The 25,111-nt window shown below is 29.6% G+C and carries 24 protein-coding genes; 14 read left to right on the top strand and 10 right to left on the bottom strand.

All coding sequences use genetic code 11. The annotated features are described in order from the left end of the window. Positions 1 to 9 precede the first annotated feature (9 nt). The gene (gyrB, locus tag CR532_RS02260) at positions 10 to 1,914 is read right to left on the bottom strand and encodes a DNA topoisomerase (ATP-hydrolyzing) subunit B (protein WP_108729209.1); all 1,905 of its coding nucleotides are present in this window, start codon (positions 1,912 to 1,914) and stop codon (positions 10 to 12) included. 232 nt (positions 1,915 to 2,146) lie between these two features. Here gyrB and dnaA point away from each other — a divergent pair, with 232 nt between their 5' ends. The 11 genes from dnaA to CR532_RS02315 all read left to right on the top strand — a co-directional run bounded on the left by dnaA (position 2,147) and on the right by CR532_RS02315 (position 12,282). Then, positions 2,147 to 3,601 (top strand): chromosomal replication initiator protein DnaA, encoded by a 1,455-nt coding sequence (dnaA, locus tag CR532_RS02265; RefSeq protein WP_108729210.1) that lies wholly within the window; start codon positions 2,147 to 2,149, stop codon positions 3,599 to 3,601. Positions 3,602 to 3,805: 204 nt separating this feature from the next. Then, positions 3,806 to 5,002 (top strand): DNA polymerase III subunit beta, encoded by a 1,197-nt coding sequence (gene dnaN / locus CR532_RS02270; protein WP_199911302.1) that lies wholly within the window; start codon positions 3,806 to 3,808, stop codon positions 5,000 to 5,002. A gap of 20 nt (positions 5,003 to 5,022) precedes the next feature. Next, entirely contained in the window at positions 5,023 to 6,090 is a 1,068-nt protein-coding gene (recF, locus tag CR532_RS02275; RefSeq protein ID WP_108729619.1) for a DNA replication/repair protein RecF, read from the top strand. Continuing rightward, positions 6,071 to 6,370: a hypothetical protein gene (locus tag CR532_RS02280; RefSeq protein WP_108729212.1), complete on the top strand. Its 300-nt coding sequence runs from the start codon at positions 6,071 to 6,073 to the stop codon at positions 6,368 to 6,370. The genes recF and CR532_RS02280 overlap by 20 nt, the downstream gene beginning before the upstream one ends. A gap of 88 nt (positions 6,371 to 6,458) precedes the next feature. Beyond that, the gene (gene rpmH, locus CR532_RS02285; protein WP_108729620.1) at positions 6,459 to 6,614 is read left to right on the top strand and encodes a 50S ribosomal protein L34; all 156 of its coding nucleotides are present in this window, start codon (positions 6,459 to 6,461) and stop codon (positions 6,612 to 6,614) included. After that, a complete protein-coding gene (gene rnpA, locus CR532_RS02290; protein ID WP_108729213.1) occupies positions 6,595 to 6,939 on the top strand; it encodes a ribonuclease P protein component in 345 nt (114 codons plus the stop codon). Before rpmH ends, rnpA begins: the two co-directional genes overlap by 20 nt. Beyond that, positions 6,936 to 8,561, top strand: a complete 1,626-nt coding sequence (gene yidC / locus CR532_RS02295) for a membrane protein insertase YidC (RefSeq protein WP_108729214.1) — start codon at positions 6,936 to 6,938, stop codon at positions 8,559 to 8,561. The genes rnpA and yidC overlap by 4 nt, the downstream gene beginning before the upstream one ends. Before the next feature lie 11 nt (positions 8,562 to 8,572). Beyond that, a complete protein-coding gene (gene jag / locus CR532_RS02300; RefSeq protein ID WP_108729215.1) occupies positions 8,573 to 9,295 on the top strand; it encodes an RNA-binding cell elongation regulator Jag/EloR in 723 nt (240 codons plus the stop codon). Between the two features lie 84 nt (positions 9,296 to 9,379). Then, positions 9,380 to 10,435, top strand: coding sequence for an NAD-dependent epimerase/dehydratase family protein (locus CR532_RS02305; protein WP_108729216.1), 1,056 nt, complete (start codon positions 9,380 to 9,382; stop codon positions 10,433 to 10,435). 144 nt (positions 10,436 to 10,579) lie between these two features. Then, complete coding sequence (gene fbaA / locus CR532_RS02310; RefSeq protein ID WP_108729217.1) at positions 10,580 to 11,659, top strand: class II fructose-bisphosphate aldolase; 1,080 nt, start codon at positions 10,580 to 10,582, stop codon at positions 11,657 to 11,659. Positions 11,660 to 11,871: 212 nt separating this feature from the next. Further along, positions 11,872 to 12,282, top strand: a complete 411-nt coding sequence (locus tag CR532_RS02315) for an Hsp20/alpha crystallin family protein (RefSeq protein ID WP_108729218.1) — start codon at positions 11,872 to 11,874, stop codon at positions 12,280 to 12,282. A gap of 43 nt (positions 12,283 to 12,325) precedes the next feature. On the opposite strand, the gene aspS is transcribed toward CR532_RS02315, so the two are convergent. The 7 genes from aspS to CR532_RS02350 are packed head-to-tail and all read right to left on the bottom strand — an operon-like array spanning position 12,326 to position 19,144. Beyond that, complete coding sequence (gene aspS, locus CR532_RS02320) at positions 12,326 to 14,077, bottom strand: aspartate--tRNA ligase (RefSeq protein WP_108729219.1); 1,752 nt, start codon at positions 14,075 to 14,077, stop codon at positions 12,326 to 12,328. Positions 14,078 to 14,080: 3 nt separating this feature from the next. Beyond that, positions 14,081 to 16,156: a cation:proton antiporter domain-containing protein gene (locus CR532_RS02325; protein WP_234416435.1), complete on the bottom strand. Its 2,076-nt coding sequence runs from the start codon at positions 16,154 to 16,156 to the stop codon at positions 14,081 to 14,083. 44 nt (positions 16,157 to 16,200) lie between these two features. Further along, a complete protein-coding gene (locus CR532_RS02330; RefSeq protein ID WP_108729221.1) occupies positions 16,201 to 16,479 on the bottom strand; it encodes an HPr family phosphocarrier protein in 279 nt (92 codons plus the stop codon). 5 nt (positions 16,480 to 16,484) lie between these two features. Next, positions 16,485 to 16,781 (bottom strand): HPF/RaiA family ribosome-associated protein, encoded by a 297-nt coding sequence (locus CR532_RS02335; RefSeq protein ID WP_199911303.1) that lies wholly within the window; start codon positions 16,779 to 16,781, stop codon positions 16,485 to 16,487. Beyond that, on the bottom strand, positions 16,771 to 18,027 hold the full coding sequence (gene rpoN / locus CR532_RS02340; protein ID WP_108729223.1) for an RNA polymerase factor sigma-54: 1,257 nt from the start codon (positions 18,025 to 18,027) through the stop codon (positions 16,771 to 16,773). The genes CR532_RS02335 and rpoN overlap by 11 nt, the downstream gene beginning before the upstream one ends. A gap of 2 nt (positions 18,028 to 18,029) precedes the next feature. Next, a complete protein-coding gene (locus CR532_RS02345; RefSeq protein ID WP_108729224.1) occupies positions 18,030 to 18,563 on the bottom strand; it encodes a chromate transporter in 534 nt (177 codons plus the stop codon). Continuing rightward, positions 18,560 to 19,144, bottom strand: coding sequence for a chromate transporter (locus tag CR532_RS02350; RefSeq protein WP_108729225.1), 585 nt, complete (start codon positions 19,142 to 19,144; stop codon positions 18,560 to 18,562). The genes CR532_RS02345 and CR532_RS02350 overlap by 4 nt, the downstream gene beginning before the upstream one ends. Positions 19,145 to 19,397: 253 nt before the next feature. Between CR532_RS02350 and CR532_RS02355 the strand changes: the two genes are divergently transcribed. Beyond that, positions 19,398 to 20,252 carry a mechanosensitive ion channel family protein gene (locus CR532_RS02355; RefSeq protein ID WP_108729226.1) on the top strand — a complete coding sequence of 285 codons (855 nt, stop codon included), beginning with the start codon at positions 19,398 to 19,400 and terminating at the stop codon, positions 20,250 to 20,252. On the opposite strand, the gene CR532_RS02360 is transcribed toward CR532_RS02355, so the two are convergent. Beyond that, on the bottom strand, positions 20,249 to 21,400 hold the full coding sequence (locus CR532_RS02360) for a glycosyltransferase (RefSeq protein WP_108729227.1): 1,152 nt from the start codon (positions 21,398 to 21,400) through the stop codon (positions 20,249 to 20,251). The two genes, CR532_RS02355 and CR532_RS02360, sit on opposite strands and share 4 nt — an antisense overlap. A gap of 61 nt (positions 21,401 to 21,461) precedes the next feature. On the opposite strand from CR532_RS02360, the gene holA reads away from it, so the two are divergent. Both holA and CR532_RS02370 read left to right on the top strand, forming a co-directional pair. Beyond that, on the top strand, positions 21,462 to 22,451 hold the full coding sequence (holA, locus tag CR532_RS02365; RefSeq protein ID WP_108729228.1) for a DNA polymerase III subunit delta: 990 nt from the start codon (positions 21,462 to 21,464) through the stop codon (positions 22,449 to 22,451). Positions 22,452 to 22,511: 60 nt separating this feature from the next. Then, the gene (locus tag CR532_RS02370; protein WP_199911304.1) at positions 22,512 to 23,183 is read left to right on the top strand and encodes a hypothetical protein; all 672 of its coding nucleotides are present in this window, start codon (positions 22,512 to 22,514) and stop codon (positions 23,181 to 23,183) included. A 44-nt stretch (positions 23,184 to 23,227) separates the two neighbouring features. Here the strand turns inward: CR532_RS02370 and uvrC are convergent, their stop codons facing one another. After that, the gene (uvrC, locus tag CR532_RS02375; protein ID WP_108729229.1) at positions 23,228 to 25,036 is read right to left on the bottom strand and encodes an excinuclease ABC subunit UvrC; all 1,809 of its coding nucleotides are present in this window, start codon (positions 25,034 to 25,036) and stop codon (positions 23,228 to 23,230) included. Positions 25,037 to 25,111: the final 75 nt, after the last annotated feature.

The following is a 25,111-nucleotide window of genomic DNA, read 5'->3' on the forward strand; positions in this document are numbered from 1 at the left end:
ACGCTCCAATCACACATCTAGATTTGCCACATCAAGCGCATTTTGCTCAATAAATTCTCTTCTAGGTTCAACATCATCTCCCATAAGAGTAACAAACATTCTCTCAGCCTGCATAGCATCATCTATTTCTATTAATTTCATCTTTCTAGTAGCAGGATTCATAGTAGTTTCCCAAAGTTGAGTAGGGTTCATCTCACCAAGACCCTTATATCTTTGAAGACTAACCTTATCTCTCTTATCACTCTCAATTGACCCCAAAAAAGATTTTTTCTCTAAATCATCATAAAAATAATGTACTCGATTTTCATATTTAACCTTATAAAGAGGTGGCATAGCTATGTATATATGACCATTTTCAATTAAATCTCTCATGTAACGAAAGAAAAAAGTTAAAAGTAACGTTCTAATATGAGATCCATCAACATCAGCATCAGCCATAATAATAATCTTATGATAACGAAGTCTTCCAATATAAAAATTCTTTCCAACACCAGCACCAAGAGATGCAATTATTGGAATAAGCTTATCATTTGTAATAACCTTATCTTCTGTCGTCTTCTCAACATTAAGCATTTTCCCCCACAATGGTAAGATAGCCTGAAAAAACCTATCTCTTCCCATTTTTGCACTCCCCCCAGCAGAATCACCTTCTACAATATAAATCTCTCTCTCAACAGGATTTTTAGAAGCACAATCTGCCAATTTGCCAGGTAATGCCAAGCTTTCAAAAGCACTTTTCTTCCTCTCAGATTCTCTTGCTTTCCTAGCAGCCTCACGAGCACGCGCCGCCCTTATTGCCTTATCAAGAATAGAGTCTATTTCTAAAAGATTATCATCAATAATTTTCAAAAGTCCATCATGTACAATAGTTTCAACAATCTTCTTTACATAAGAATTACCTAATTTTCCCTTGGTTTGACCTTCAAATTGAGGTTCTGGAACCTTAATAGAAATTACTGCTGTTAACCCTTCTTTAAAATCATCTAATGTAAGATTAGGAACATCCTTTTTGCTTATCTTTGAATTTTTAAAAGCTTCACTCATTGCCTTAACAAGACCACTCCTGAAACCAGCAACATGAGTTCCACCCTCTCTAGTATTGATATTGTTCACAAAAGATAAAACATTTTCAGAGTATCCTTCGGTCCACTTCAATCCAACATCAACAACAACTTCATCCAAAAATCCCTCAATAAAATAAGGTTCACTTTGAATATTTCTACTGTTATGTGTTAAATAATTTACAAAAGCTTTAATTCCACCTTCAAAGTAAAATTCTAAAAATTTCTCTTGTCCCAACCGTTTATCTTCGATTGAAATCTGTATTTTATCATTTAAAAATGCAAGTTCTCTGAGTCTCCTTGAAAGAACTTCAAAACCATATTCCAAAGTTTCAAAAATCTCAGAATCGGCTAAAAAAGTAACTTTAGTTCCCCTAGAGGAGCTTTCTCCAACAATTTCAACTTCAGATGTTGGAATACCTCTTGAAAAAGTTTGCCTAAAAACTTTCCCGTCTCTACTAACAAAAACCTCTAAAAAACATGATAAAGCATTAACAACCGAAATTCCAACACCATGAAGCCCACCAGAAACCTTATAAATACCTTTGGTAAATTTTCCTCCAGAATGTAGTTTAGTTAAAACAAGTTCAAGCGCACTAATTCCTTCTTCTTCATGAATGTCTGTAGGAATTCCTCTACCATTATCACTGACTGTTATAGAATTATCTGAATTAATAACAACCTCTATTTTATCACAAAACCCAGCTAAAGCCTCATCAATACTATTGTCAACCACCTCATAAACCAAGTGATGCAAGCCATTAATTGAAACAGATCCAATATACATACCGGGTCTTTTTCTAACAGCTTCAAGTCCCTTTAAAACTTGAATATTACTAGCAACATAACTCATAAACCTTCCATACAATTAATCATAATCTAGATATAATCAAATTTTATATTAAAAATAAGATAATATCTATCAAATAACACAAATTACAAAGCACATTTTAATTTGAATTAAAAACAATAAAATTTCAAAACCTATAAATGTTTCAAGCTATTATTATACTATATACTTATACATACATTACTAAAGTCAACAAGTATGTGTTTATAATCTCCAAAATCAATGAGGATAAGAAATGCAAGAGGGAAAAAACATCTGGAGCTTAATTTTAACAGCAATAAGAAAAGAGGTTCCTGAGGAAGAATTTTATATATGGTTTGAAAACTTGTATTTCATAGATGCTGATAACGAGAATATAAAAATATCTGTCCCAAATTCCTTTCATAAAAATCAAGTAGAAAAAAGATTTTCTAAAAGAATAAAAGAAATTCTTTTAGATCAAGGCTATAGTAAAGCTAATGTCGAATTTATAAACCCACAAAATGACTCTAATGTTAACAGCATAGAATCAAAACCTCCCCCATTAAAAGAGAACTCCATATCACAAGATTCACTTAAAAAAAGAACGGCCTCTCAAACTTATATCAAAAATGCCACAGAAAACGCAAAGAAATATTTTACTAAAGAAGAAATTCATATAAAATATAGAAATCCTTTTCTTAAAAAGAAATATATATTTGAAAATTTCATTACAGGATCAAATAATAAACTTGCATATAATGCAAGTTTATCAATTGCAAAAAATCCTGGTAAGAAATACAATCCATGCCTAATTTATGGTGGAGTTGGTCTTGGTAAAACACATTTGCTTCAAAGTATAGGAAACAAAGCAGAAGAATTACATAAAGAACTTAAAATACTTTACGTAACTGCTGAGAATTTTTTAAATGAATTTGTAGAAAGCATAAAAACAAACGAAACAAAAAAATTCAAGAAGAAATATAGACATTTAGATATGCTATTATTAGACGATATTCATGATTTACAGAAAAAAGAAGGGATACAAGAAGAACTTTTTCATACTTTCAATGCTCTTTATGAAGACAACAAACAAATGGTATTTACATGCGACAGGCAACCCTCAGACCTCATAAATTTTACAGATAGATTAAAAAGCAGATTTACTAGAGGATTAAATGTCGATATATCAAAGCCGAATTTTGAACTAAGAGTAGCAATTATAGAAAAAAAAGCAGAAGAGGATGGAATCAAAGTTCCAAAAAACATTTTAAACTTAGTTGCTAAAAAGGTTACCACAAATATAAGAGATCTTGAAGCTGCTGTAACAAAACTAAAAGCCCACATAGATCTTGAAGATATAGAAATTGACATTAACATAGTAGATAAAATTATTAAAGAGATAATAACTTACCAGAAAGAGTATACCAATATACATAATAAAATAAGCATTGAAACCATAAAAAAAGTCATATTAAGGGAATTAAAACTTACAAATAAGGACATTGAAGGCAATAGCAAAAAACCTGAAATCACAAAAGCAAGACACATTTATGCTTACCTTCTTAGGAATTTTACAGAGCTTTCAACAATTGAAATAGGAAAAATCATCGGAGGAAAAACCCACTCAACAGTACTTTATTCAATAAATAAGATAGATAAAGAAAGAAGTAATGACTTAGAAATTAACAATTTAATCATAGAACTTATGAACAAAATCAACAAAAATTAATAAAATATATAAAATTAAAAATACTTTTGAACAAGTTAAACAAAGAATTAATCAAATACACAGAGAATTAGACAGAGAATTAGACAGATATTATTAATTTTAACATAAGTAATTAGAGGGAATTAGACAATTAGACAGTGCTTTACTATTACCATTACTAATAAATATAAGAAATCAACGTAAAAATCGAACTTATAAAAACCAATGAATGATACTATACTAATTAAGGAGGGTGAAAATTTGAACGAAAAATTTATACTATGCGACACAGAGCAAATCTCAAGTGAGATTGACAAAGCCAAAAGTATAATCTTAAACAGGAACATAAACGACATTTGGAGTGCAATTCTACTCGAAATAAAGAATTCCAATCTTACAATAAAATCAACAGACAGAAACATATTCTTTGAAAGCACAATACCAATCGTATCGACGGAGAATTTTAAGGTATTGATCAATGCTTCCAACTTTTCAGATGCGGTAAAAGCATTGAATTTATATAATGAATTAAAAATAAACTTTAATGAACATGAAAATAAACTATGTATAATTGGAGAGACAGAGAACAAAGATAACATTAAGACAAATGATCAACTTAACGAGCCAACTTTCTCCGTTGAAGAGATTGAAAACTATAATTGCGAAATCAATGGCGAAACTTACAACTTTACAGTTGAATTGAGTCAAAGAGAATTTAAAAAAATTATAAACAAGGTTTCATTCTCAGCATCTACTGATGAATCTAAGAATGTCTTAAATGGTATTTATTTTACAAAAGATAAAAACTCTACATTAATGTTCGTTTCTACTAATGGACATAGAATGTCCATGTATAAAACTGAATTAATATTTGAAGAAGATATTAGTTTTATTGTACCTGTTAAAATGCTTAATCTTTTAAAGCAGATGGTGACAGGGGAAGGAATGGTAAAAATTAAGACTTCTGATGAGAAATTTTATGTTGAATTTAATAATTACAAAATATCTTGCAGCCTTATAAGCGGAAATTATCCCGACTATGAAAGCATTATACCAACAGAGCAAAAAAATAAATCCTCAGTTGAGGTTAGTATTTTAAAAGATAGGCTTTCAAGAGTGAGTTCTTATACAGACAGAAGGTCTAAGAAAGTTATTTTGAGTTTTTCAGCTGAACAACTAAGACTTATGGCAGAAGATCCTATTACAGGAAGAAAGGGAGAGTTTTTCGTAATGGATCCTCATTATGATTATGATGGGGATGAAGAGGTTATAGCTATTAATAGTGTTTATCTTACTGAAGCAATTAGTGTATTTGATACTTCAAAGCTAGAGATAAAATTCAGTCAAGGAAATGTATTAAGGCTGAGTGAACTAGGTAATACGGACTTCATGCATTTAATAATGCCTATGATTCTAAATTGATACTCTTTTTTACCGGTAAGATGATAAGAAAAATTGAGCTTTTTAATTTTAAAAATATAGAAAATCAGGTTATTAATTTCAATTTTAATAATGTTTATTTCTATGGAGAGAATGGTTCAGGTAAGACGAACATACTTGATGCTATCTATTGTCTTGCTTTTGCATCTTCGTTTTTAGTGAGTACTGACAGAGAACTTGTTAAGTACGGGGAGACTGAATTTTATTTGAAGTGTTTTTATAAAACTGCAGAAAGGAATGGGGAAATTAATTTATCATTTAGAAATGGAAAGAAAGAAATAAGGGTGAATAATGGTATTATAAAAGACAGAAAAGAATTAATATTTAATATTCCGGCAATTATTTTTTCAAATTATGATATTGATTTTATTGTTGGAGCTCCTGCTAAGAAGAGATGGTTTTTTGATCAGGCAATAAGTCTTGTTTCTTTGAGCTACTTAGATATTCTTAGGAGGTATCGAAAAATTTTGAAACAGCGAAATTTGATTTTAAGGCAAGGGGATAGAAACTTACTTAAAGTTTATAATGAAACTTTTGTTGATTGTGCACTTGAGATAACAAAAATGAGAGAAAATTTTATTAAGCACTTTTATGAGTTTTTTAAGTACTATTATTCCTTTATTTTTGATATTTCTTCTAGTTTAGAGATTAAATATGTGCCTTCTGTTAAATGTGATAATAGGGATGAACTTTTAAAAAACTTACTTTTAAGAGAGAGAGATGAGCTTTTTGAGAAGAGTACTTTAATGGGGCCTCACAGAGATTTATATGAGGTGTTAAATGGTGATAGAGTTTTTACAAATCATTCCTCAACAGGTCAAAACAGAACACTTTCTTTGATTTATAGACTTGTCCAGGTTCTTATTTTTAATAAAAGATTTGGTATAGCTCCTATTTTGCTTTTCGATGATGTGTTTCTTGAGTTAGATAGTATAAGAAGAAGAAGAGTTTTCGAGATTTTGCCAAAAAGTTCTCAGTGCTTTTTCACATTTTTAGATGATGCCTATGATATTAAACGAGACAGTAGTTTTGTGGTATACAGGGTTAAGGATGGAAGATTTGAACTTTAAAAAAGCTAGCGATGTACTTAAAGAATATTTAAATTCAGAAATAGTTACTAAGAAAAACTTGAATATCAATTTTGTGATCTCTCAAAATTGGCAAATTATATTTAAAGAGCTTTCAGATAGTGTAGAATTGTTGGATGTAAAAGACAATAAGATATTATTTATTGGCGTTAAGAATTCAAGTGTTTTGTATAGTATTGCTCTAAAGAAGTCAAAAATAAAAAAGACAATAAAGGATTCTACAGGCATTGAGATAGTAGATATAAAGATTTTAATAAAATGAGTTTATTGACAATTGTAATTGTATAATATAATATTGTAGTGTTTAATTTGTTTAGCACTAAAGAATGTTTTTAATTGGAGGGCTTTTTTTGAAGAGAACTTATCAGCCGAGTCGGGTTAAGAGAAACAGAAAGTTTGGATTTAGATCTAGAATGAAGACTAAAAATGGAAGACTTATCCTTGCAAGGCGAAGGGTAAAGGGAAGATCGAAGTTAACTGTTTCTGATGAAAAGAAGAAGTATTAGTATAAAATCAAAGTTAGAAATTCAAGAGCTTTTTAAAAAAGGTAAATTGATTAGAATGGATGGTTGTAATGTATTTTATGAGTTTACAAGTTTAGCAGTTTCTAGAATTCTTGTTACATTTCCCAGAATTTTCAAAGGTGCTGTTAAGAGAAATCGTGTTCGACGAATTTTTAAGGAATGTTTTAGGAGACAGTTTGATTTATTCAAAGATAGTAGTCTTGATTTTGCTTTCGTAGTTTCTCCCAAAAAGTCAAATATTAATTATTGTGAAGTGGAAACGCTAATAAATAATTTAGCTTTGGATATCATGAAGAGGAAAGTGTGAGTCATAATAAAAGAATTTTAAGAGCCATTTATTTTTCTTTATTTTTTATTGGCGTTTTTATGCTTATTAACGATGTCTTTTTTCCTCAAAAATCTCCTTCTGCGATAGATAGGGAAATTGGTTTTAACTTAGACAGAAATTTTGATATTGATAACTCTTCAAATGGTGAAGAGGATAATGTTTCAAGTTTAAGTGTTAATTCTGAAGATATTAGTATTGAAACAGGAGTGTATTATGTTACTTTTTCAACATTTAGAGGAAATTTAATTTCTTTAAGGCTTAAGGAGCATTTAAATTTAGAAAAAAAACCAACTGAAATGATTAATTCTAGTGTTGAGAGGGAAAGTTTTTTCTATATTAGTTTTGATAGTTTAGCAAAAAATTTGTTTTCATACTATAGGTTAGATGACTATACACATGATTTTAAGGCCAATTTTGAATACAACGGCAAAAATTATGAATACATAAAGAGATATAAATTTTCAAACAAAAATGAATATTTAATAAAGCTTGAGATTTTGTTAAATAGTCTTGACGCTGATAATAGTTTTGAAATTGATTCTTATCAATTTGTATTAAGTTCTAACATTGAAAAATTAAGTGAGAGGGGTAAGCTTCAGTATAATAGTTATTTATCCCAGGCTATTTATTATGATACTAAGCTTAGGTATGGCAAGGATGGTTTAAATGTTATTAATCCTAAGTGGGTCGGTTCTAGTACTAAATATTTCGAAATTTTAGCTTCAAAAGAAGATATGAATATTGAATTTAAACAGGAAAATGGAATTCTTAAGGCTTTTATTTTAAATAAAGTAGATAACAAAAATATTAGTGATAAATTTTATATTTATGCAGGTCCTCGTGATAATAAGTATTTAGATATTTTTGATAGAAAATATGAAAATAGTTTTGGTTTGGCTAATCTTGAATTTGGAATGTCTGTGGAAAAGAGTCTATTATACTTTATTCAAGTTCCTATGCAAGAGATAATGCAAATTTTTTATAATGTTATTCCTAATTGGGGACTTTCAATAATGTTTTTGACAATTATTGTAAGAATACTTATATTTCCTTTGACTTTTAAGGGTTTTAGAGCTACAGCGGAGCTTTCTAAATTACAGCCCAAAATGAAAGAGATACAAGCTAAATTTAAAGATGATCCTAAAAGATTAAACGAAGAGATGGGTAAACTTTACAGAGAAGAAGGTGTTAATCCTCTTGGTGGATGTTTTCCTATTCTTTTACAACTTCCTGTATTTTTTGCTCTTTATGGTCTTGTAAATAATTTCTTTTTGCTAAGGGGCGCTAGTTTTATTCCAGGTTGGATTGATGATTTGTCAATTGGTGATAGTGTGTATTATTTTGGGTATAAATTTTTTGTCTGGACTGATATTAGAATTTTGCCTTTTATTATGATGCTTACTCAGTTATTTTCTACAATTATTAGTTCCAATGTTGACCTTAGAAATCTTGGCACGCAACAGAAATTTTTATATTTTGGTATGCCGATTATGTTTTTTTTCATACTTTATGATATGCCGTCAGGACTTCTAATCTATTGGGTTACAACAAATATTTTTACTATTTTGCAACAATACTATATAAAGAAGCATGTGTCTTAAAGGAGGAACAAATGAGTTATGAGTTTTATGGAAAAACGGAGCAAGAAGCAATTAAGAAAGCGATGAGAGATCTTGATTTAAGAGAAGGCGAATTTGATGTAGAGATTTTAGATAAGGAAAAAGTTGGATTTTTATTTAAGAAAGAGATGATTAAGATAAAAGTATCTCCTCATGTAAAAGAAGGGGAAGTCAAATCTGAAAGTAAGTTTAGTGAAGACATTTATAGTAAGGTGTTGGAGTTTGTTAGAGAAATGATAGCTAAGATGGGTTATTGTGTTGATTTAAAGATTGAACCTAGTGAAAGTGAATATATTAAAATCTCTATTGAGACAGACAGTCCAAATATATTAATTGGAAGAGAAGGAAGAAACTTGGATGCTCTCCAGCTTTTGGCAAATACCTATGCCTCTAAGCTTATCGGAGACAATGGTGCTTTTAATAGGGTAATATTAGACATTGAGGATTATAGAGAAAGATTTAAATCAAGATTTATTAATTTAGCAATAAGCTCTTTGCATAAGGTTAAGAGGAATAGGCGTTCTATTCTTCTGCCATCGATGAATCCTTTTGAGAGAAGAATTATTCATACTACTTTAAATCGTTATAATGATATTAAGACAGAAAGTGAGGGAGATGGAAATTTAAAGAGAATAAGGATTTCTTATATTAGAGGCAGTAAATATAATAGTAATTTTTGTAGTTATCCAAAAAAGGATGTTGGCTTTAGAAAGTAAAGTTTTTATAAAATTTTGATTAAAGTGAGTTGACTTTAATTTTATGTTTGGATATAAAGATGTATGCTATAAGTGGGAGAGTGCATGAGGGTATTTTTAACAGGTATTGCAGGATTTATTGGATTTCATGTCGCCAAAAAGCTTGCTGATAATGGGCATGAGGTTTTAGGCGTAGACATCTTAAATGATTATTACGAACCCAACTTGAAGTATGAAAGATTAGAAGTCTTAGGATTTGATTGTGAAGGTGTAGATAGTAGAAAAATTATTAAAAGCAAGAAGTATGATAACTTAAGTTTTGTTTATCTTGATATTTTAGATAAAGGACAGATTTTGAGTCTTTTTTTTAAATATAAGTTTACACATGTTTGTCATTTGGCAGCTCAAGCCGGCATTAGAGATAGCATTGAGCATCCCGATAGTTATATTACAGTTAATATTGTTGGTTTTTTTAATGTTTTGGATGCATGCAGGGTATATAAAGATAATATTAAGCATTTTGTTTATGCTTCAACGTCTTCAGTATATGGAATAAATGAAAAAATGCCCTCAGATGAGGATAACAATACGGATCATCCTTTAAATCTATATGCGGCTAGCAAAAAGTCTAATGAGGTTATAGCACATGCTTACAGCTCATCTTTTAATATTCCAACTACGGGATTAAGGTTTTTTACGGTTTATGGACCTTATGGAAGACCCGATATGGCATTATGTTTATTTGCAGATGGGATTACAAATCAAACTCCTATTAATGTTTTTAATGATGGAAATCTGGCTAGAGATTTTACATATGTGGATGATGTTGCAGATGGGGTTTATAATGTACTTAAAAACCCGTCTGAGAGCGATGGTAATTTTGATGTCAAAAATCCCAGTTCTTCAAGTTCCCTTGCTCCATATAGGATATACAACATAGGTACGGGACAAGCCATTAGGCTTATGGATTTTATTAGAGAACTTGAGATAAACCTTGGCAATAAAGCTTTGAAGAAATTTTTACCTATGCAAAAGGCAGATGTTGTGGAGAGTTGTTGTGATATTTCAAAACTTAAAAAAGATTTTGCTTATGAGGCTTTAACTTCTATTAAAGAGGGAATAAAAAAATTTGCAAATTGGTATAAATCTAGAATAGTCTAGTTATATGTTTTGTGTTATTTATATATACATGAAATAATAATACTGTATAATTTTTGGGATTTTGTTTTTAAGGTAAGGTTAATTTTAGACTTTAAGGTGTATAATAAGATATATGTTAAAGGAATAAGAAAGGAGGGATTTTAGGTGGGTGTATTAGATAAAATTAAGCCTGGTGTAGTTTATGGTAAAGACTTGCATACTTTATATGAAATATGTAAGAGTGAAGGATTTGCGATTCCTGCAATCAATTGCATAGGTACAAATTCAATTAATGCTGTTTTAGAAGCCGCTAAGGAAGTAAATTCTCCTATCATGATACAGTTTTCAAATAGTGGTTCTGCTTTTGTTTGTGGTAAAGGGCTGAAGGTTGATAAACCTCAGGGAACTTCTGTACTTGGGGCTGTATCTGGTGCTATGCATGTTCACTTGATGGCTGAGTATTACGGTGTTCCTGTTGTTTTGCACACAGATCATTGTGCAAAAAAATTAATTCCTTGGGTTGAGGGACTCTTGGAGTACGGTGAGAAATACTATAAGGATCATAGAAAACCTCTGTTCTCTTCACATATGTTGGATTTATCTGAAGAGACAATTGAAGAAAATATTAAGATATCAAAAAAATTTTTAGAGCAAATGGCCAATATGGAAATGTTTTTAGAGATTGAGCTTGGAATTACTGGTGGTGAGGAAGACGGTGTTGATAATTCGGATAAGGCACAACATGAGCTATTTTCAACTCCTGAAGATATTTACTATGGATATTCTGAGCTTATGAAAGTTAGTCCTAATTTTCAAATTGCTGCAGCTTTTGGGAATGTTCATGGGGTTTATAAGCCTGGAAATGTTCAACTTACACCTAAGGTATTAAGAGATGGTCAGACTTATGTTATAGCAAAGACGAGTTCAAATCATCCAAAGCCTGTTTCATATGTATTCCATGGAGGTTCTGGGTCTACGATAGAAGAGATTCACGAAGCACTTTCTTATGGAGTTGTTAAGATGAATATTGATACAGATACTCAGTGGGCTGCTTGGGAAGGTGTATTGAATTATTATAAGAAGAATGAAAATAGATTACAGGGACAATTGGGAGATGGTAAGGATTTGGATATCCCGAATAAAAAGTATTATGATCCAAGAGTATGGCTTAGGGAATCTGAGATTGCCATGAAAGAGCGTGTAAAACTTGCTTGTCAAAACCTTAATAATATTAATAGAAATTGAAATAAGTGCAATTTTAATTTTAGTCGTCTTATAGGCGACTTTTTTTGTTTATGTGCAATAAATACACATAAATGGACTTTTTATTATACGTAATGTGCAATCTATTCTTATGTTGTTGTATTTTTTGTCATTTTTGCTTTAATATATAAATTAGATATTTGGTATGGTTTTTGCATAAGTTTATGTACAAGTTAGTAAAAGAGGAGGTTTATATGTGGTTAACCAATTATAAAAAAAGTTTTCTTGATTTTTTGAATGATGACTTTGACTTCATGAGTCCTAAGGGAATTCAAGATGTCCCAGTTAACATTAAGGATGAAGGTGATTCATTCACTCTTGAGGCTTATTTGCCAGGAATAAAAAAGGAAGATGTATCAATTTCTCTTAAAAATGATTACTTGACAATAAGTTATGAGAGCAAGGATGGAACGGAAGAGCAAACAGATAAATACTTAAGAGTTGAGAGAAGGGATATCTCCTTTTCAAGAAGTTTTAGGTTGTCTGGAAATATTGATCAGAATAAAATCAGATCAGAACTAAAAGATGGGGTGTTGACTATTAATCTTGCTAAAAAAGGAGAAGTTGTTGAGAAGGCTCAAGAGAAAAAGATTGCAATTGAATAGATTTTAAAAAGTCTAAGTAAGGATGCCAATGGCATCCTTACTTTTATTGATCTTTAATCATTAAATTTAATTCTCTTAGTTGTTTATTTAAAATCTTAGAGGGAGAATTATCAAGAGGACTAGCTGCAAATGAGTTTTTTGGAAAAAGTATTACATCTTTTATTGAACTTGAATTTGTCATTAACATTAGGAGTCGATCAATTCCAATTGCAATTCCACCATGAATAGGGGCTCCATATTCTAATGCTTTTAAAAAGAATCCAAATCTCTCTTCTGCTATTGTATCTTTAAATCCTACTACATTAAAAATTCTTTGTTGAAGTTCTCTTGTGTGCACCCTGATTGATCCTGAACCAAGTTCCATTCCATTTAATACAAGATCATAAACTTCACCTAAAACTTTACTTGGATTATTTTCTAGAGTATTAATATATTTTTGTTGAGGAAGTGAAAAAATATGATGAGTTGCTTTATAGCTTTTGGCTTCCTCATCGTACTCAAACATAGGAAAATCATCAACCCATAAAAACTCAAATACATTCTTGTTTATTAGATTGAGTTCAGTTGCAATCTTAATTCTAACTTGTCCCATGGCTTTGCAAGTAGTTTCCCATGAGCCAGCTATAAAGAATATTATATCGTTATTTTCTAGTGAATAAGTTTCAATTAGAGTTTGTTTTATTTCAGTTAAGAATTTGGCAATTCCTCCTGTAAATTCGTTATTCTCTATTTTTGAAAAATAAAAACCACAGGCCTTGTAAAGTCTAGCATGCTCTTCTAAACCGTTAATCTTGCCTCTTGAAAAATTATGAGCTTCATTTTTTATTATTAGTGCTTTTATGGCGCCCTTGCTCTTTAGTACCTCTCTGAATACATTAAATGAAGATCGCTTAAAATGTTGACTCATATCTTGTATTAATAATTCATACCGAGTGTCTGGTTTATCGCTTCCATATGTATTCATTGCATGCTTATAAGAAATTCTTTTGAATTTTTTGGGAAGCTTAATATTTAGTGTAGTATGAAAAATACTACACATTAGGATTTCCATTAATTTAAAGATATTTTGCTTCTTTATAAAACTCATCTCAAGGTCAAGTTGTGTGAATTCCGGTTGTCGATCACCTCTTGAGTCTTCATCTCTGTAGCATCTAGCTATTTGGAAATATTTATCTAGGCCTGCTATCATTGTCAGTTGTTTATAAATTTGTGGTGATTGTGGGAGTGCATAAAATTGACCTTTATGTATTCTTGATGGAACTAGAAAATCCCTTGCACCTTCTGGCGTTGATTTTACAAATGTTGGAGTTTCTAATTCTAGGAAATCTTTCTTTACTAAGAAGTTCCTAATTATATGTATTACCTTGCTTCGTAGCACTATTTTTTGTTTTTGTTCTTCACGCCTTAAATCTAGATATCTATACTCAAGCTTGGTATTGTCGCTTGCATTATTATTGTCTTCAATCATGAAGGGCAGTTCATTACATTTTGAAATTATTTCTATATTTTCTGCCAATATTTCAAAGGCTCCTGTACTCATTTCTTTATTTAAAAGTTCCAAAGGTCTTAGCTTTAATTTTCCTTGAACCTTAATGCAGTACTCCATTTTTATTTGCGATACTATCTTTATAAGGTTTTCATCATTTACAAGTACTTGTGCCTCATCATATCTGTCTCTAATGTTAATAAAAGTAACTTTTCCATGATGCCTGATTTTTTTGACCCAAGAATTTATTTCTACTCTTTGATCTACAAGTTTATCGTTTAATTGATTACATCTAATAATCTTGAACATAATTTACCCTACTATTATATTATAAATTTCTTTATCAGTTTTAGCCTTAAGCATCGCCTGTTTATTTAAGTCAACTTTTCCCACAATAGATGCTAAAATGCGCGGATACTTAACATAATCTTTTTCTGGATATAATATTAATATAAATATATGACTTAAATTTTTGTCAAGAGCATTAAAATCTACTCCATTATGACTTACTCCAATAGCAATATGCATTTTTGTGATTAAGTTAGTCTTCAAATGAGGGATTGCAAATCCCTCCTTTAGTGCTGTAGTTATGAGTTTTTCCCTTGCCATTAAATCTTGTAGTATTATTTCTTTGTCAATTTCAATTTTAATTACACTCAATAGTTCTCTTAAAACTTCGATCTTATTTGTTGATTTTAATTCTAAGATAATGTTTTCCGGGTTTATTCTTTTATTTAAATTAATGTTGCTGAGTATTTTGTCATAATTGATTGAGTAGGCTAACTTTTTTGCGTTCAAAGAGACATTTTTAACTTCTTCAGTTATTCTCTCTAAATGTAGAATGGTTTCTCTAAATAAATCTTGCATGATTATTAGATGCCTATTTGGGCATTCAAATGTAATTGTGCTTCCTTCTCTCTTTATTGATAAAGAAACATCATTTCGTCTTGCATTGATGTATTGTGAAAAGTCATTTTTTACTTGTTGAGTAAAAAATCCGTCTTTCCGGAGTTCATTTTTCAAATCCCATACAAGTATTTTTGCTAGGTTATCATATTTAAATGATACTGTGATTTGAGTATTTTGTTCTGTTGCAAGTTCTTTCCTTAAACCATTTTTATTGATTTTAAATAAGAAGTTTATTATTGGAGTTGTAATTATTGTTGGTAAGAAGACCATTATTATTATTATCCCAAATATTTTTTGACTGATAAATTCGGAAGAAAGTGCTACGTTTGCAATAATTAATGATATTTCACCTCTTGGAACCATTCCAAAAGCTATTCTTAGTGCACCTAGCGAGTTAAATCCTAAGAAGCATGATGGAATAAAGCAAAATATAACTTTTGTTGCGATTGCTATGAAACTAAGCAGAGCACCTAATATTAAGACTTCTTTTGATAATATTTCATTAATGTCAGCCATAAGACCTATTGATGTAAAAAATACTGGGATAAAAAACCTTTCAAATATTGTTAATTTATCTTGAATTACATATACAATGTCTGTTTTTGACATAGCAAGGCCAAATACATAAGCACCAATTACAAATGACATTCCTAGATTTTGGAAAAAGCTTGAAACAATAAGGGTTAAAGCAATGGTTATTACAGTTGCTAGAGTGACACTATTGAGCTTTTTGAGTAACTTTGAGATTGGTTCTGACAATAAGATTAATATGAATGTTAGACAAAGCCAAATTAGTATGTTCTGAACTGTAGCTGTAATTGAGCTTGCAATGTTGAGATCTGCTATTGACCTTGATATTGTTATTACACTCGTTAACATCATCATTGAGAGGACATCATCAATTATTGAAGTAGATATTATTGTGACTCCTTCTGAAGTACTCATTTTTTTCTTAGCTGAGAGTATGCTTGCAGCAATTCCTGCAGAAGTAGGTGTTCCAATTATTCCTATGAAAAGAGATGTGGGGCTAATTAGTTGTACGTCAAACAGAATAGTAGATATTAGTGCAAAGCTTGCAAAAGTGCCAATTACCTCCGTTATCCCTATTAGTCCTCCGCGTGGCAAGAATTTGAGAAATAATTTTAGATCAGTTTCAAGACCCGCTATAAATAGTAAAATGATTGAAGCTATTGTTGATATTGAAAATATTTCTTCATTTATTAGGTAATTATCTCCAACACTAGTAATTCCTAGTGGAAATAATAAAGGAATTTTAATCTTTCCAAGAAATGTTGGACTTAAGATAATTCCCGTTGTTATTTGTCCTATTACTTTTGGGATTCCTAATTTTCCAAATATGTTACCGAGAAAACTAGCTGAGATTACAATAATCGCTAAACACATTATAAAAGAGGACATTTTAGCTTCAACGTTGTGACTCACATCTTTTACATGGTCTATTATTCCAAAAGAAAGCATAGGATTAATTATGAATAATATTGTGTGCAAAATTATTTTGTTCATTATTTAATCTCTTCTTTAAAGTTTGATTTCAAGAGTTTTGACAGTTTGTCGATTATTTCATTTTCTTCTTTTCCATTTGCGATGATTGTTATTTTTTCTCTATATATCACTCCAAGTATGATGATTTCAACTGTAGATTTAGCGTCAGCTTCTCTGCCGTCTTCTGTGACTAATTTTATATTGCAGAAAGGATACTTGCTTGCAAGTTCTGAAATCATGGTAGATGGTCTTGAATGAATACCTGCTTTGTTGGTTATCTCAATTGCTATTGTTTGCATTCATGTTACTTATTATTTTCTTTTTTGCCTTTCTCTTTGTTTGCTGTATTTTGAAGCCTTTCTACTAAGCTTTCTACTAAAGAATGTAATTCTTTGCCTTTTTCTTTAATATGTATTATTTTACCCCAGTTAAAGTGAAGGTGACCATCTATATCGAAAGTATCATTTTCTTTTTTGATTGTAATTTTTAAACTTTCCGAGTTTTGTTTTATGTGTGTCCCAATTTTTTGTAATTTTTTTAAGATAAAATCTTCTGTAGTGCTACTTAAATGATAATTAATAGCTTGTATTTTAGGTACCATAACCTTCCCCCTCAAGTTTTAATTCATTTCTATATTTGTTTACAGTTCTTCTTGCGATAGAGATTCCCTTAGATTTCAGTATAGCAGAAATTTGATTATCCGGCATCTTTTCATTTTTGTCTAATAATCCTTTTATTACTAATTTAATACTTAATTTTGAAAATTCATTTGTTTTTGAACCGCCAGTTGAATTAAATAGTTTTCTAACTGGGATTATGCCTCCATCGAATTTTAAGTACTTATTTTTGATTGTTCTTGATATTGTTGATTGGGATAGGTTGATTCTTTCAGCTATATCAGCCAATTTCATTGGTCTTAAACTTTTAAAGCCTCTTCGTAAGAATTCCTTTTGCAATGTATATATGGCTATTCCTATTTTAGCTAGTACCTCGTCTCTGTATCTTAAAGATTCAATTAACCATCTTGCTTGTTTATATGTTTTCAAATCTTTGACTTCTTGTTTTTTTAATTCTTTTTTAAAAATATTTATTTCTTTAATTGTTATCTTCAATTTATTGTCTTTATTTACGACAATGATGTCCGGTTCGATATAGTGATTTGTATCTTCTATGTCTTTAAAATCAACTGTGGGATTGGGATTAAGCTTAAACCTAATGGTTTCAAGAGCTTGATTGAAGTCTTGAGTTCTGATTTTAAGTTCTTCTTTTAGCTTTTCTGGAGTATTTTCAAGTAGGTCTACTCTTTCAAGAATTTTAATTACATTGTTGTCTAATTGATGATATTTTGCTTGCAGAATTAATGATTCTATTATATTGGATACGCAAATTCCTATTGGATCAAATTTTTGAATTAGTTTAATCATTTTAGTTACTTGAGGCCAATCTTCTTTTTTGAAAAAATCATAAGGATTGATTATATGAAATCCTTTATTGTTTAGATTGTTTATTATGATTTCACCTATTTTAAGCTCATTTTCATTCAATCTTTGGATTCTTAGTTGCAATAAAAGATGCTCTTTAAGAGAAGGTTTAAGAGATGCTTTCTCTAGTACAATCTCGTATTGAGTTTTGTTTTTATCTTCTTCTTTATAAAAGAATTTTCTAAATTTATGAGTTTTTAGTGTTTCAAAAAATATTTTATTTGAGTCTACTTGAAGATATTCATTATTTTCAACTTCGTCTAATATGATGTTTATCAATTCTTTTTTGTCCAGACTCAACATTTTTATTGTATTTATTTGAGTCATATGTAGTTTCTGTTTTAGTTTTAAAGTTTGTTTAATCATCCCTACATAATAATATATAGTATTCCACTAGATATTATTAGCATTGCTGGATTGATTTTTTTATAAATTAATAGAATAAATAAATTGAGGCCTGCAAGTGCAAAGCTTTTTAAAAGTTCTACATTACTAGTGCTTATTTTTAGGAATATGCTTTCAAGTAAGGTAATTATAGTAATTATCCACAATGCTATAATTACGGGTCTTAAACTTCCAAGATAGTACTTTAAGAAGTTTATTTTGTGTATCGCTAGTGTTATAAGAGTGATAATTAATGTTGGTGCAGTTATGAGGGCTATTGTAGCAGTTACTGCGCCAGTAACGCCAGCGACTTTTGTGCCAACATATGTTGCTATATTGGTAGCAATGGGACCGGGGGTAATTCTAGATATTGTAATAATATGAATAAATTCTTCCTTTGTTATCCACTGTTTATTAGCGATTATTTCTTTATTGATTATTGTTGTAATTCCGTTTCCCCCGCCAAAATTGAGAATGCCTATTTTAAAGAATGTAATGAATAAATTTATCAGAATCAAATTTGTACCTTTTTTTTAAAAAATTTTGTTTTTACTGTATATTTTGTAAAATATACTAGTAAAAATATTAACAGGATATACGCTAAATCGGTATGGAACTTATATAGTACATATGTCACTGATAAACATATTAGCCAGTTTGCTATTGAATTTTTGAGCATTTTTTTTGAAAATTCAAGTACAATCATTGATAACATCATCGTTGATGATATTTTTGCACCTTCTAAGAATTTTTTAAAGTAAATATTTCTTGAGTCTAAGTTTATGTAGAGTGCTATTATTGTGATTACAATTAGGGAGGGTAGAATTCCAGCAATAGTTAATAGAATTGCACCTTTAAATCCTTTAAGTTTTTTGCCAATTAAGAATGCAAAGTTGATTGCCGTTACACCAGGAATTACATTTGATGTAGCAAGTATTTCATTGAAGTTTGCTTCAGATATTAACTTTCTTTGAGTGACGATTATTTTTTTAAGTTCAGATATTATTAATAATCCTCCACCAATTGTGAATGTTGTTATTTTTAATACAAGTAAGAATAATTTTAATAGTTCATATGGTTCTTCTTTTGTTTTATTCATGTATTCCTTGTCTGACATATTACAGAATATGAATGTTAAACTTTATTGTATCATAGTAGGGGATGAAATGTTTTATTATGGTTAAGTATTTTATGCAACTAAGATATTGTACTACATTTAGCTATTTTAAAGCTTTAAGAAAAATAGATGGCTTAGATGAAATTACAATAAGTATTGTAATTTATTGCATAAATTTTGCTTTAATTATAGATTTTATTTTTATGTTATTTATTATGCTATAATTTAGTAATTTATGAGTGAAAAACCAAGTACATCAAATGTATTTAAAGAGATATCTGTATTTCAGAATTATTTTAATAAAATCCTTGAAACGACAATAAGTTATGGGTTAAAAATTCTTATTGCGTTGGCAATATGGTATATTTTAAGGTTTTTCATTAAGAAGTTAAGTAAGATCACTTTGGAAAAATCAAAGTTGGAGACAAAATTAGATTCTACTATTTTTAATTTTTTTAAGTCATTATTTCGAGTGATGGCAGATATGATTTTAATTTTAATGATTTTACCTTATCTTGGTGTTCCTATAACGTCTATTGTTGCTGTATTTGGATCTTTAGGTCTTGCAATTGGACTAGCTGCGCAAGGGATTTTATCTAATTTTGTTAGTGGATTTATTGTGCTAAACTCTAATTTTTTTAAAAGCGGCGATTACATTAAATGTGATGATATTGAGGGTCAAGTAGAGGATGTTCAGATATTTTTTACTACACTTAAGACTGTAGATGGTAAGCTTGTTAAGGTTCCAAATGGTAAGTTGACAAGCACTGCAGTTACTAATTTTTCTGCAAGTTCTAAGAGAAGAATCTCCTTTAACTTTCAAGTACCTTATGATACAGACATTAATTTGCTTAAAATCAGGTTAGAAAACTTGGTATTCTCCGTTAATAAGGAATACGGTGTTGATAATCCTAGTATTGTTGTCGAAGCATATACTCCTTATTATATAATCATGCAAGTAAGGTGTTTTGTAAATACTGAGTTTTTTTGGGATTTCCGGTATTACATAGCAGAAAATATTAAAGTTGTTTTAGTTGATATGGGGATAAAATTCCCTATTCATATTGTGGATTTTAACAAATTGTGTTAATGGCTTTGATTCTTAATGATTTCAGAATAATACGCTTCAATTTTTTCTATGAAGAATGAGCTTGAAAAAGTAATAGAGGTTTCTTGCGTGTATCTTTTAAAAGTTTGTAATTCTTTCTCATTTCCTATTATTTTTTGGATGTACTTGTATATATCCTCATAATTGTCTATTAAGAATCCATTTTTTCCTTGAACGATTACATCTTTATATATCGGATCGTTAATGAGTACTGCGGGGATTCCAGCAGTTAAAGCTTCAATTACTGTCATTGGATATACCTCGCTCCTTGATATACTGGCAAAGACATCAGAGATTCTGTAATAGTAATACATTTCTTCCCATGGAACTGCTCCAATGAGTATTATTTGTTTTCCAAGACCATATTGTTTGATGAAGCGCCTTACTCTTTTTTCTTCTCTCCCTTTTCCTATAAGAAGTAGTTTATAACTTTTGTTCTCAATCAAAAAAGGTGTTAAATGCTCTATTAGTAAGTGTATATTTTTTTCTTTATTGATTCTTCCAACAAATATTATGATTTTATCGTCTTTATTTATACTATGCTTACTTAAGATTTCTTCTCGCTTTTCTCTACTTAGATGTTTTATGAAAAGTTCTCTATCAACTCCATTTGGAATTATCTTGTAGTCAGAGCTTTTTACAAGTTGAAAATATTTATCCTGTGCCTTAATTGATGGATAGATAAAATGATGAATTTGATTGCAAAATTTCTTCATTATTTTGTCTGGATTGGTGAAGTATTTTAAAATTCCTAAATAATGCAGATAATAATCCCATAGGGTATGGTTTGTATGAACTATTGGGATATTGTATTCTAAAGCCATCTTTTTTCCAATTTTTCCCATAGTGAATTCCGAATGTGTATGGATTATGTCAGGTCTATAATTTTTTATTATCTTTCTTATTTTTACTTTATTTGGAAATGCCACTCTAGCATCTACTTTTTGATTAAGTTTAATTGATAAACATCTGTAAACATTATTTTCTTTTAAATCTGCTTTTTTACATTCTGGGCAAAAAATATAAACAGAATGACCTTTTTTTTCAAAGCCTTCCTTAATTTGCTTAATGGATGTTGCTACTCCGTTTTTTTCTGGGAGGTAGGTATCTGTAAAGATAGCAATTCTCATACTTATCATCCTAATAATTCAAGTATAATATATTTGACACTTGAATTATAATATTACTTGCATGCAAGAAGTTTATATACTCTTAGGTAGAGAACAGGGATTAAAAGAAGATTATTTAAATAATATTTTGGGTAAGCTAAATGCTTTGCATAACAATGTGATGGTGAGAAAACTTTTCCTCTCAGAGTTATCATCGATAGAACTTGCTGAACAGTTACTAACCAATTCTTTTTTTTCTAAGAGGGAAGTTTTTATTATTTATGAGGCTGAAAGTTTAAAAAACAAAAAGGATTTGGAGTTGATTTATAGCACAATCTTGAGGGCCTTAAATAAGGTTGTTATTTTTGTTTCAAGTGAGAATTCAATCAGTTTTGATCCTAAAGCTTCTCTAAAGCTTATTAAGAAAATTTTTTATGAATTATCCGATGTTGATAAGTTTTCATTCGTAAAGAAAAATTTTCTTAAACTTGGAGCTAAAATTACAGACAAGGCCATTAATTTAATGCTTTTCATGTTGGATTCAGATACTAAGATTTTAAAATTTTATATAAATTCCTTATCTCTTCTTATTAAAGATAAAACTATTAATGAACATGATGTAAATTCTTGGCTTAGCTTTGTGCGCCCTGAGAATTCTTTTTCCCTGTTTGAGTCAATCTTGAAAAGAGATATGGAAAGTTCTTTAGTAAAGATTAAATCTATTTTAGAGCAAGGAGAAGATTTGATTAGTATTTTAATGAGCCTTGGTTGGCAATTTAAAAAACTGTTAAAGATAAAAATAGAGTATGAAAGTTCTGGCAGTCTTTCAAATGCGCTTAAGAAGCATAAAATATTTTTCTCACTAGAGAGAATTTATAAAATAGGGCTTAAAAATTACTCAGGTGTTGATATTAAATTTATTTTAAAAATATTGCATAAGTTTGATCTGTATTCAAGAATTTATGGTAAAAATATGCATTTGAATTTAGCATATTTTATGATATTTGTTCTATTAAGGCAGAATCAAACCATTCTTGATAATATTTCCTCTAAATTTAAGTATAATTTTTAAAGTATCTTATTAGTTTTAAGTTAATTAGATTTTTGAGAGCAGGAAGGAGTTTCGGTTTTTGTGAAAAATCAATTTCAAGTTTTGATTTTACTAGTGTGTTTTGTTAATGCTTGTATGTCAAATGATGAATCTGCAAAGGCCATTTTAATAGAATTTTTGGATTCGGTTAGGGATTTGCAAAACAATCCTGAGAGATTTTATGGATTTCTTAATATTGATAGGGATAAGGATATGCTTGCAAGAATTTCTGGACTTAAAGATGAGGCTAGAGATGATTTTATTTTGTATCCATTGTTTTTCAATCATATGAAATATGTGATTAAGAGTAAAACTATCGTTGAGGGTGTATTTAAATTTGATGTTGAGATTAAAAATGTTGATTTCCATAGTGGTATGGAAAAAATTTTAAATAAATTTACAGAATTGAAAATAGATCCAGAAAACATGAAAAATCTTTTAAAAGATGAGCGTAAAAGTTTATTTTCTATTGTGATAAACGATGTTGTAAGTAGTTTGAATGAGTCTGATTATGCTTCAGCTACACATACATTTAGCTTAATAAAATCCGATTCTGGAGAGTATAAAATAGACTTGTTAGGTGATGTATCGGATATGTATGAGAGGAATAGGCTGTTTGATGAACTTTTCTTAAAGTTAGCACCTGGGATATTTCAGGATTTTCTAGATATTTATGGTAAGAGTACTCTAAGTGAAAAAATGGATAAATACTGAGTTTACGACTAGTAATTTTTATTTAAAATCTACAAACACAAAATTTACTCTATAGAGTCTATATTCTCCAAATTTTTGTTTTCTGCAAATTCTTTTATTTTTTTTGCCATATTAATATTAATATTCATCTTTTTAGCTATTTCATTTTCGTTTAAAAGCAATATATCTTCGTATGTTCCAAGTGTTTTTAAAATATTTTTGGCTTTTTGTTCACCAATTCCTTCTATTTTGTTGTAATTCAATTTTATCTTTCTTTGTAGATTACTATTAAATCTATTTGCACGCCTGTGAGCTTCATCTCGAACATTTTGCAATATCCTAAGGGCAGGATGTCCTTTTGTAAGGATAATACCTTGCATTTTGTTTGGTAAAAATATTGTTTCTTCCCTTTTTGATAATGCACAAATAGTAACTTTATTTTCAATTTCTAATCCTTTCAAAATAGAATAAGCAGAACTTAACTGGCCTTTTCCTCCGTCGATTAAAATTAGGTCAGGAAGTTCTAACTTTTCATTAATTAACTTTGAGTATCGCCTTGATGTAACTTCTCTTATTGCCTTAAAATCATCAATCTCGCCATTGCCTAATGAGTTTATTTTATAAACCCTATAGCCATCTTTGAATGGTTTTCCCATCTTAAAGGTAACCAAAGAAGCTACTGTTTTATAGCCATTAAGATGGGCAATGTCAAATCCTTCAATGGCTTTTGGCAGTTTTGGCATTTCAAGAATGATTCTTAAACTTTCCAGTGCTTTATTTTTTTCATTATTATAATCTCTTAAGGAGATTTCTGCATTAGAAATTGCCATTTCCATTATCTTTGTATTGCTTTTAGTTTCCTCATAAACGATTGTAGTTTTTGTGCCTTTAAGTTCATTTATTAATTTTGTAATATTTGCGGTTTCAATATTTTGAAAAATATGTATTGTGTCAGGTACTATCATGTTTACAGATGTGTAGTACAGGGTTAAAAACTCTGCGGTTAGCCCATTCTCTTCATATAAGCTTTCGTCAAAATTTATGTCTTTTTCTACTAATTTGCCGTCTCTGTATTTAAATATTACTATTACATTTAAGCTGTCTGTTTTGTAGATGTAAACATAATCTGTGCTAAGTTTATTAGTTTTTGTAATTATTTGAGCCTGACTTATTTCTATTAATGATTTTTTACTTTCTTTTAACTTTATTGCTGCTTCAAAATCTTCTGTTTTAATTGCATCTTGCATTTTTGTTTCAATTCCATCTAAAAGCTCAGATATGTTCCCATTTAATATGTGCCTTATTTTGTCTACTACTTCTATTTTATATTCTTCTTCAAGATCGTCTCTGTAACATACGCCAAGACATTGTCCCATGTGAAAATAAAGACAGGGAGAGTGGGATCTTGTTTTGCATTTTCTAGTTTTAAATGTTTTGTTAATAAGATCTAAGACTAAATCTAGATTTTTTGCATTAACATATGGTCCAAAGTATTCACTTCTATCGTTTATTATCTTTCTAGTTTTAAAAATTCTTGGATACTTTTCGCGAGTTATTCTTATCATAGGGTATCCTTTATCATCTTTTAGTTTGATATTATAATCTGGTTTATGTTCTTTTATTAAGTTGCACTCTAGGAGCAAAGCTTCATATTCGCTATTTGTGGCAATTACTTCTATGTTTGCTACATTTTTCATGAGTATTTTTGTTCTGTGACCAACTCTTTCTAAAAAATAGCTTTTTACTCTTGCTCTTAAGTTTTTTGCTTTTCCAATGTATAATATTTTGTTGCTTTCAGAGTACATCTTGTAACAACCACTTGTGGTTGGAAATTCTAGTACTCTTCTATATAGGCTTGCTAAGTATTCTCTCATGTTGTTTCTATTATTGCCTTGAAATAATCATTTTTGCTTTTGTGATATAATATTATATCATATTGAACTACTATA

The sequence above is a fragment of the Candidatus Borreliella tachyglossi genome (genome assembly GCF_003076595.1).
In the GTDB taxonomy this organism is placed as follows: domain Bacteria; phylum Spirochaetota; class Spirochaetia; order Borreliales; family Borreliaceae; genus Borrelia; species Borrelia tachyglossi.

Bases quoted from the DNA above. Each gene is read 5' to 3' on its own strand.
- CR532_RS02335 (WP_199911303.1), bottom strand. From the start codon at position 16,781: ATGGTACCTAAAATACAAGCTATTAATTATCATTTAAGTAGCACTACA.
- CR532_RS02305 (WP_108729216.1), top strand. From the start codon at position 9,380: ATGAGGGTATTTTTAACAGGTATTGCAGGATTTATTGGATTTCATGTC.
- CR532_RS02330 (WP_108729221.1), bottom strand. From the start codon at position 16,479: ATGCAAACAATAGCAATTGAGATAACCAACAAAGCAGGTATTCATTCA.
- CR532_RS02280 (WP_108729212.1), top strand. From the start codon at position 6,071: ATGGAAGATTTGAACTTTAAAAAAGCTAGCGATGTACTTAAAGAATAT.
- holA (WP_108729228.1), top strand. From the start codon at position 21,462: ATGCAAGAAGTTTATATACTCTTAGGTAGAGAACAGGGATTAAAAGAA.
- rpoN (WP_108729223.1), bottom strand. From the start codon at position 18,027: ATGATTAAACAAACTTTAAAACTAAAACAGAAACTACATATGACTCAA.
- CR532_RS02315 (WP_108729218.1), top strand. From the start codon at position 11,872: ATGTGGTTAACCAATTATAAAAAAAGTTTTCTTGATTTTTTGAATGAT.
- CR532_RS02360 (WP_108729227.1), bottom strand. From the start codon at position 21,400: ATGAGAATTGCTATCTTTACAGATACCTACCTCCCAGAAAAAAACGGA.
- aspS (WP_108729219.1), bottom strand. From the start codon at position 14,077: ATGTTCAAGATTATTAGATGTAATCAATTAAACGATAAACTTGTAGAT.
- recF (WP_108729619.1), top strand. From the start codon at position 5,023: ATGATAAGAAAAATTGAGCTTTTTAATTTTAAAAATATAGAAAATCAG.
- rnpA (WP_108729213.1), top strand. From the start codon at position 6,595: ATGAAAAGAAGAAGTATTAGTATAAAATCAAAGTTAGAAATTCAAGAG.
- CR532_RS02355 (WP_108729226.1), top strand. From the start codon at position 19,398: ATGAGTGAAAAACCAAGTACATCAAATGTATTTAAAGAGATATCTGTA.
- dnaA (WP_108729210.1), top strand. From the start codon at position 2,147: ATGCAAGAGGGAAAAAACATCTGGAGCTTAATTTTAACAGCAATAAGA.
- dnaN (WP_199911302.1), top strand. From the start codon at position 3,806: ATGAATGATACTATACTAATTAAGGAGGGTGAAAATTTGAACGAAAAA.
- gyrB (WP_108729209.1), bottom strand. From the start codon at position 1,914: ATGAGTTATGTTGCTAGTAATATTCAAGTTTTAAAGGGACTTGAAGCT.
- CR532_RS02350 (WP_108729225.1), bottom strand. From the start codon at position 19,144: ATGAATAAAACAAAAGAAGAACCATATGAACTATTAAAATTATTCTTA.
- uvrC (WP_108729229.1), bottom strand. From the start codon at position 25,036: ATGAGAGAATACTTAGCAAGCCTATATAGAAGAGTACTAGAATTTCCA.
- jag (WP_108729215.1), top strand. From the start codon at position 8,573: ATGAGTTATGAGTTTTATGGAAAAACGGAGCAAGAAGCAATTAAGAAA.
- CR532_RS02325 (WP_234416435.1), bottom strand. From the start codon at position 16,156: ATGCTTTCTTTTGGAATAATAGACCATGTAAAAGATGTGAGTCACAAC.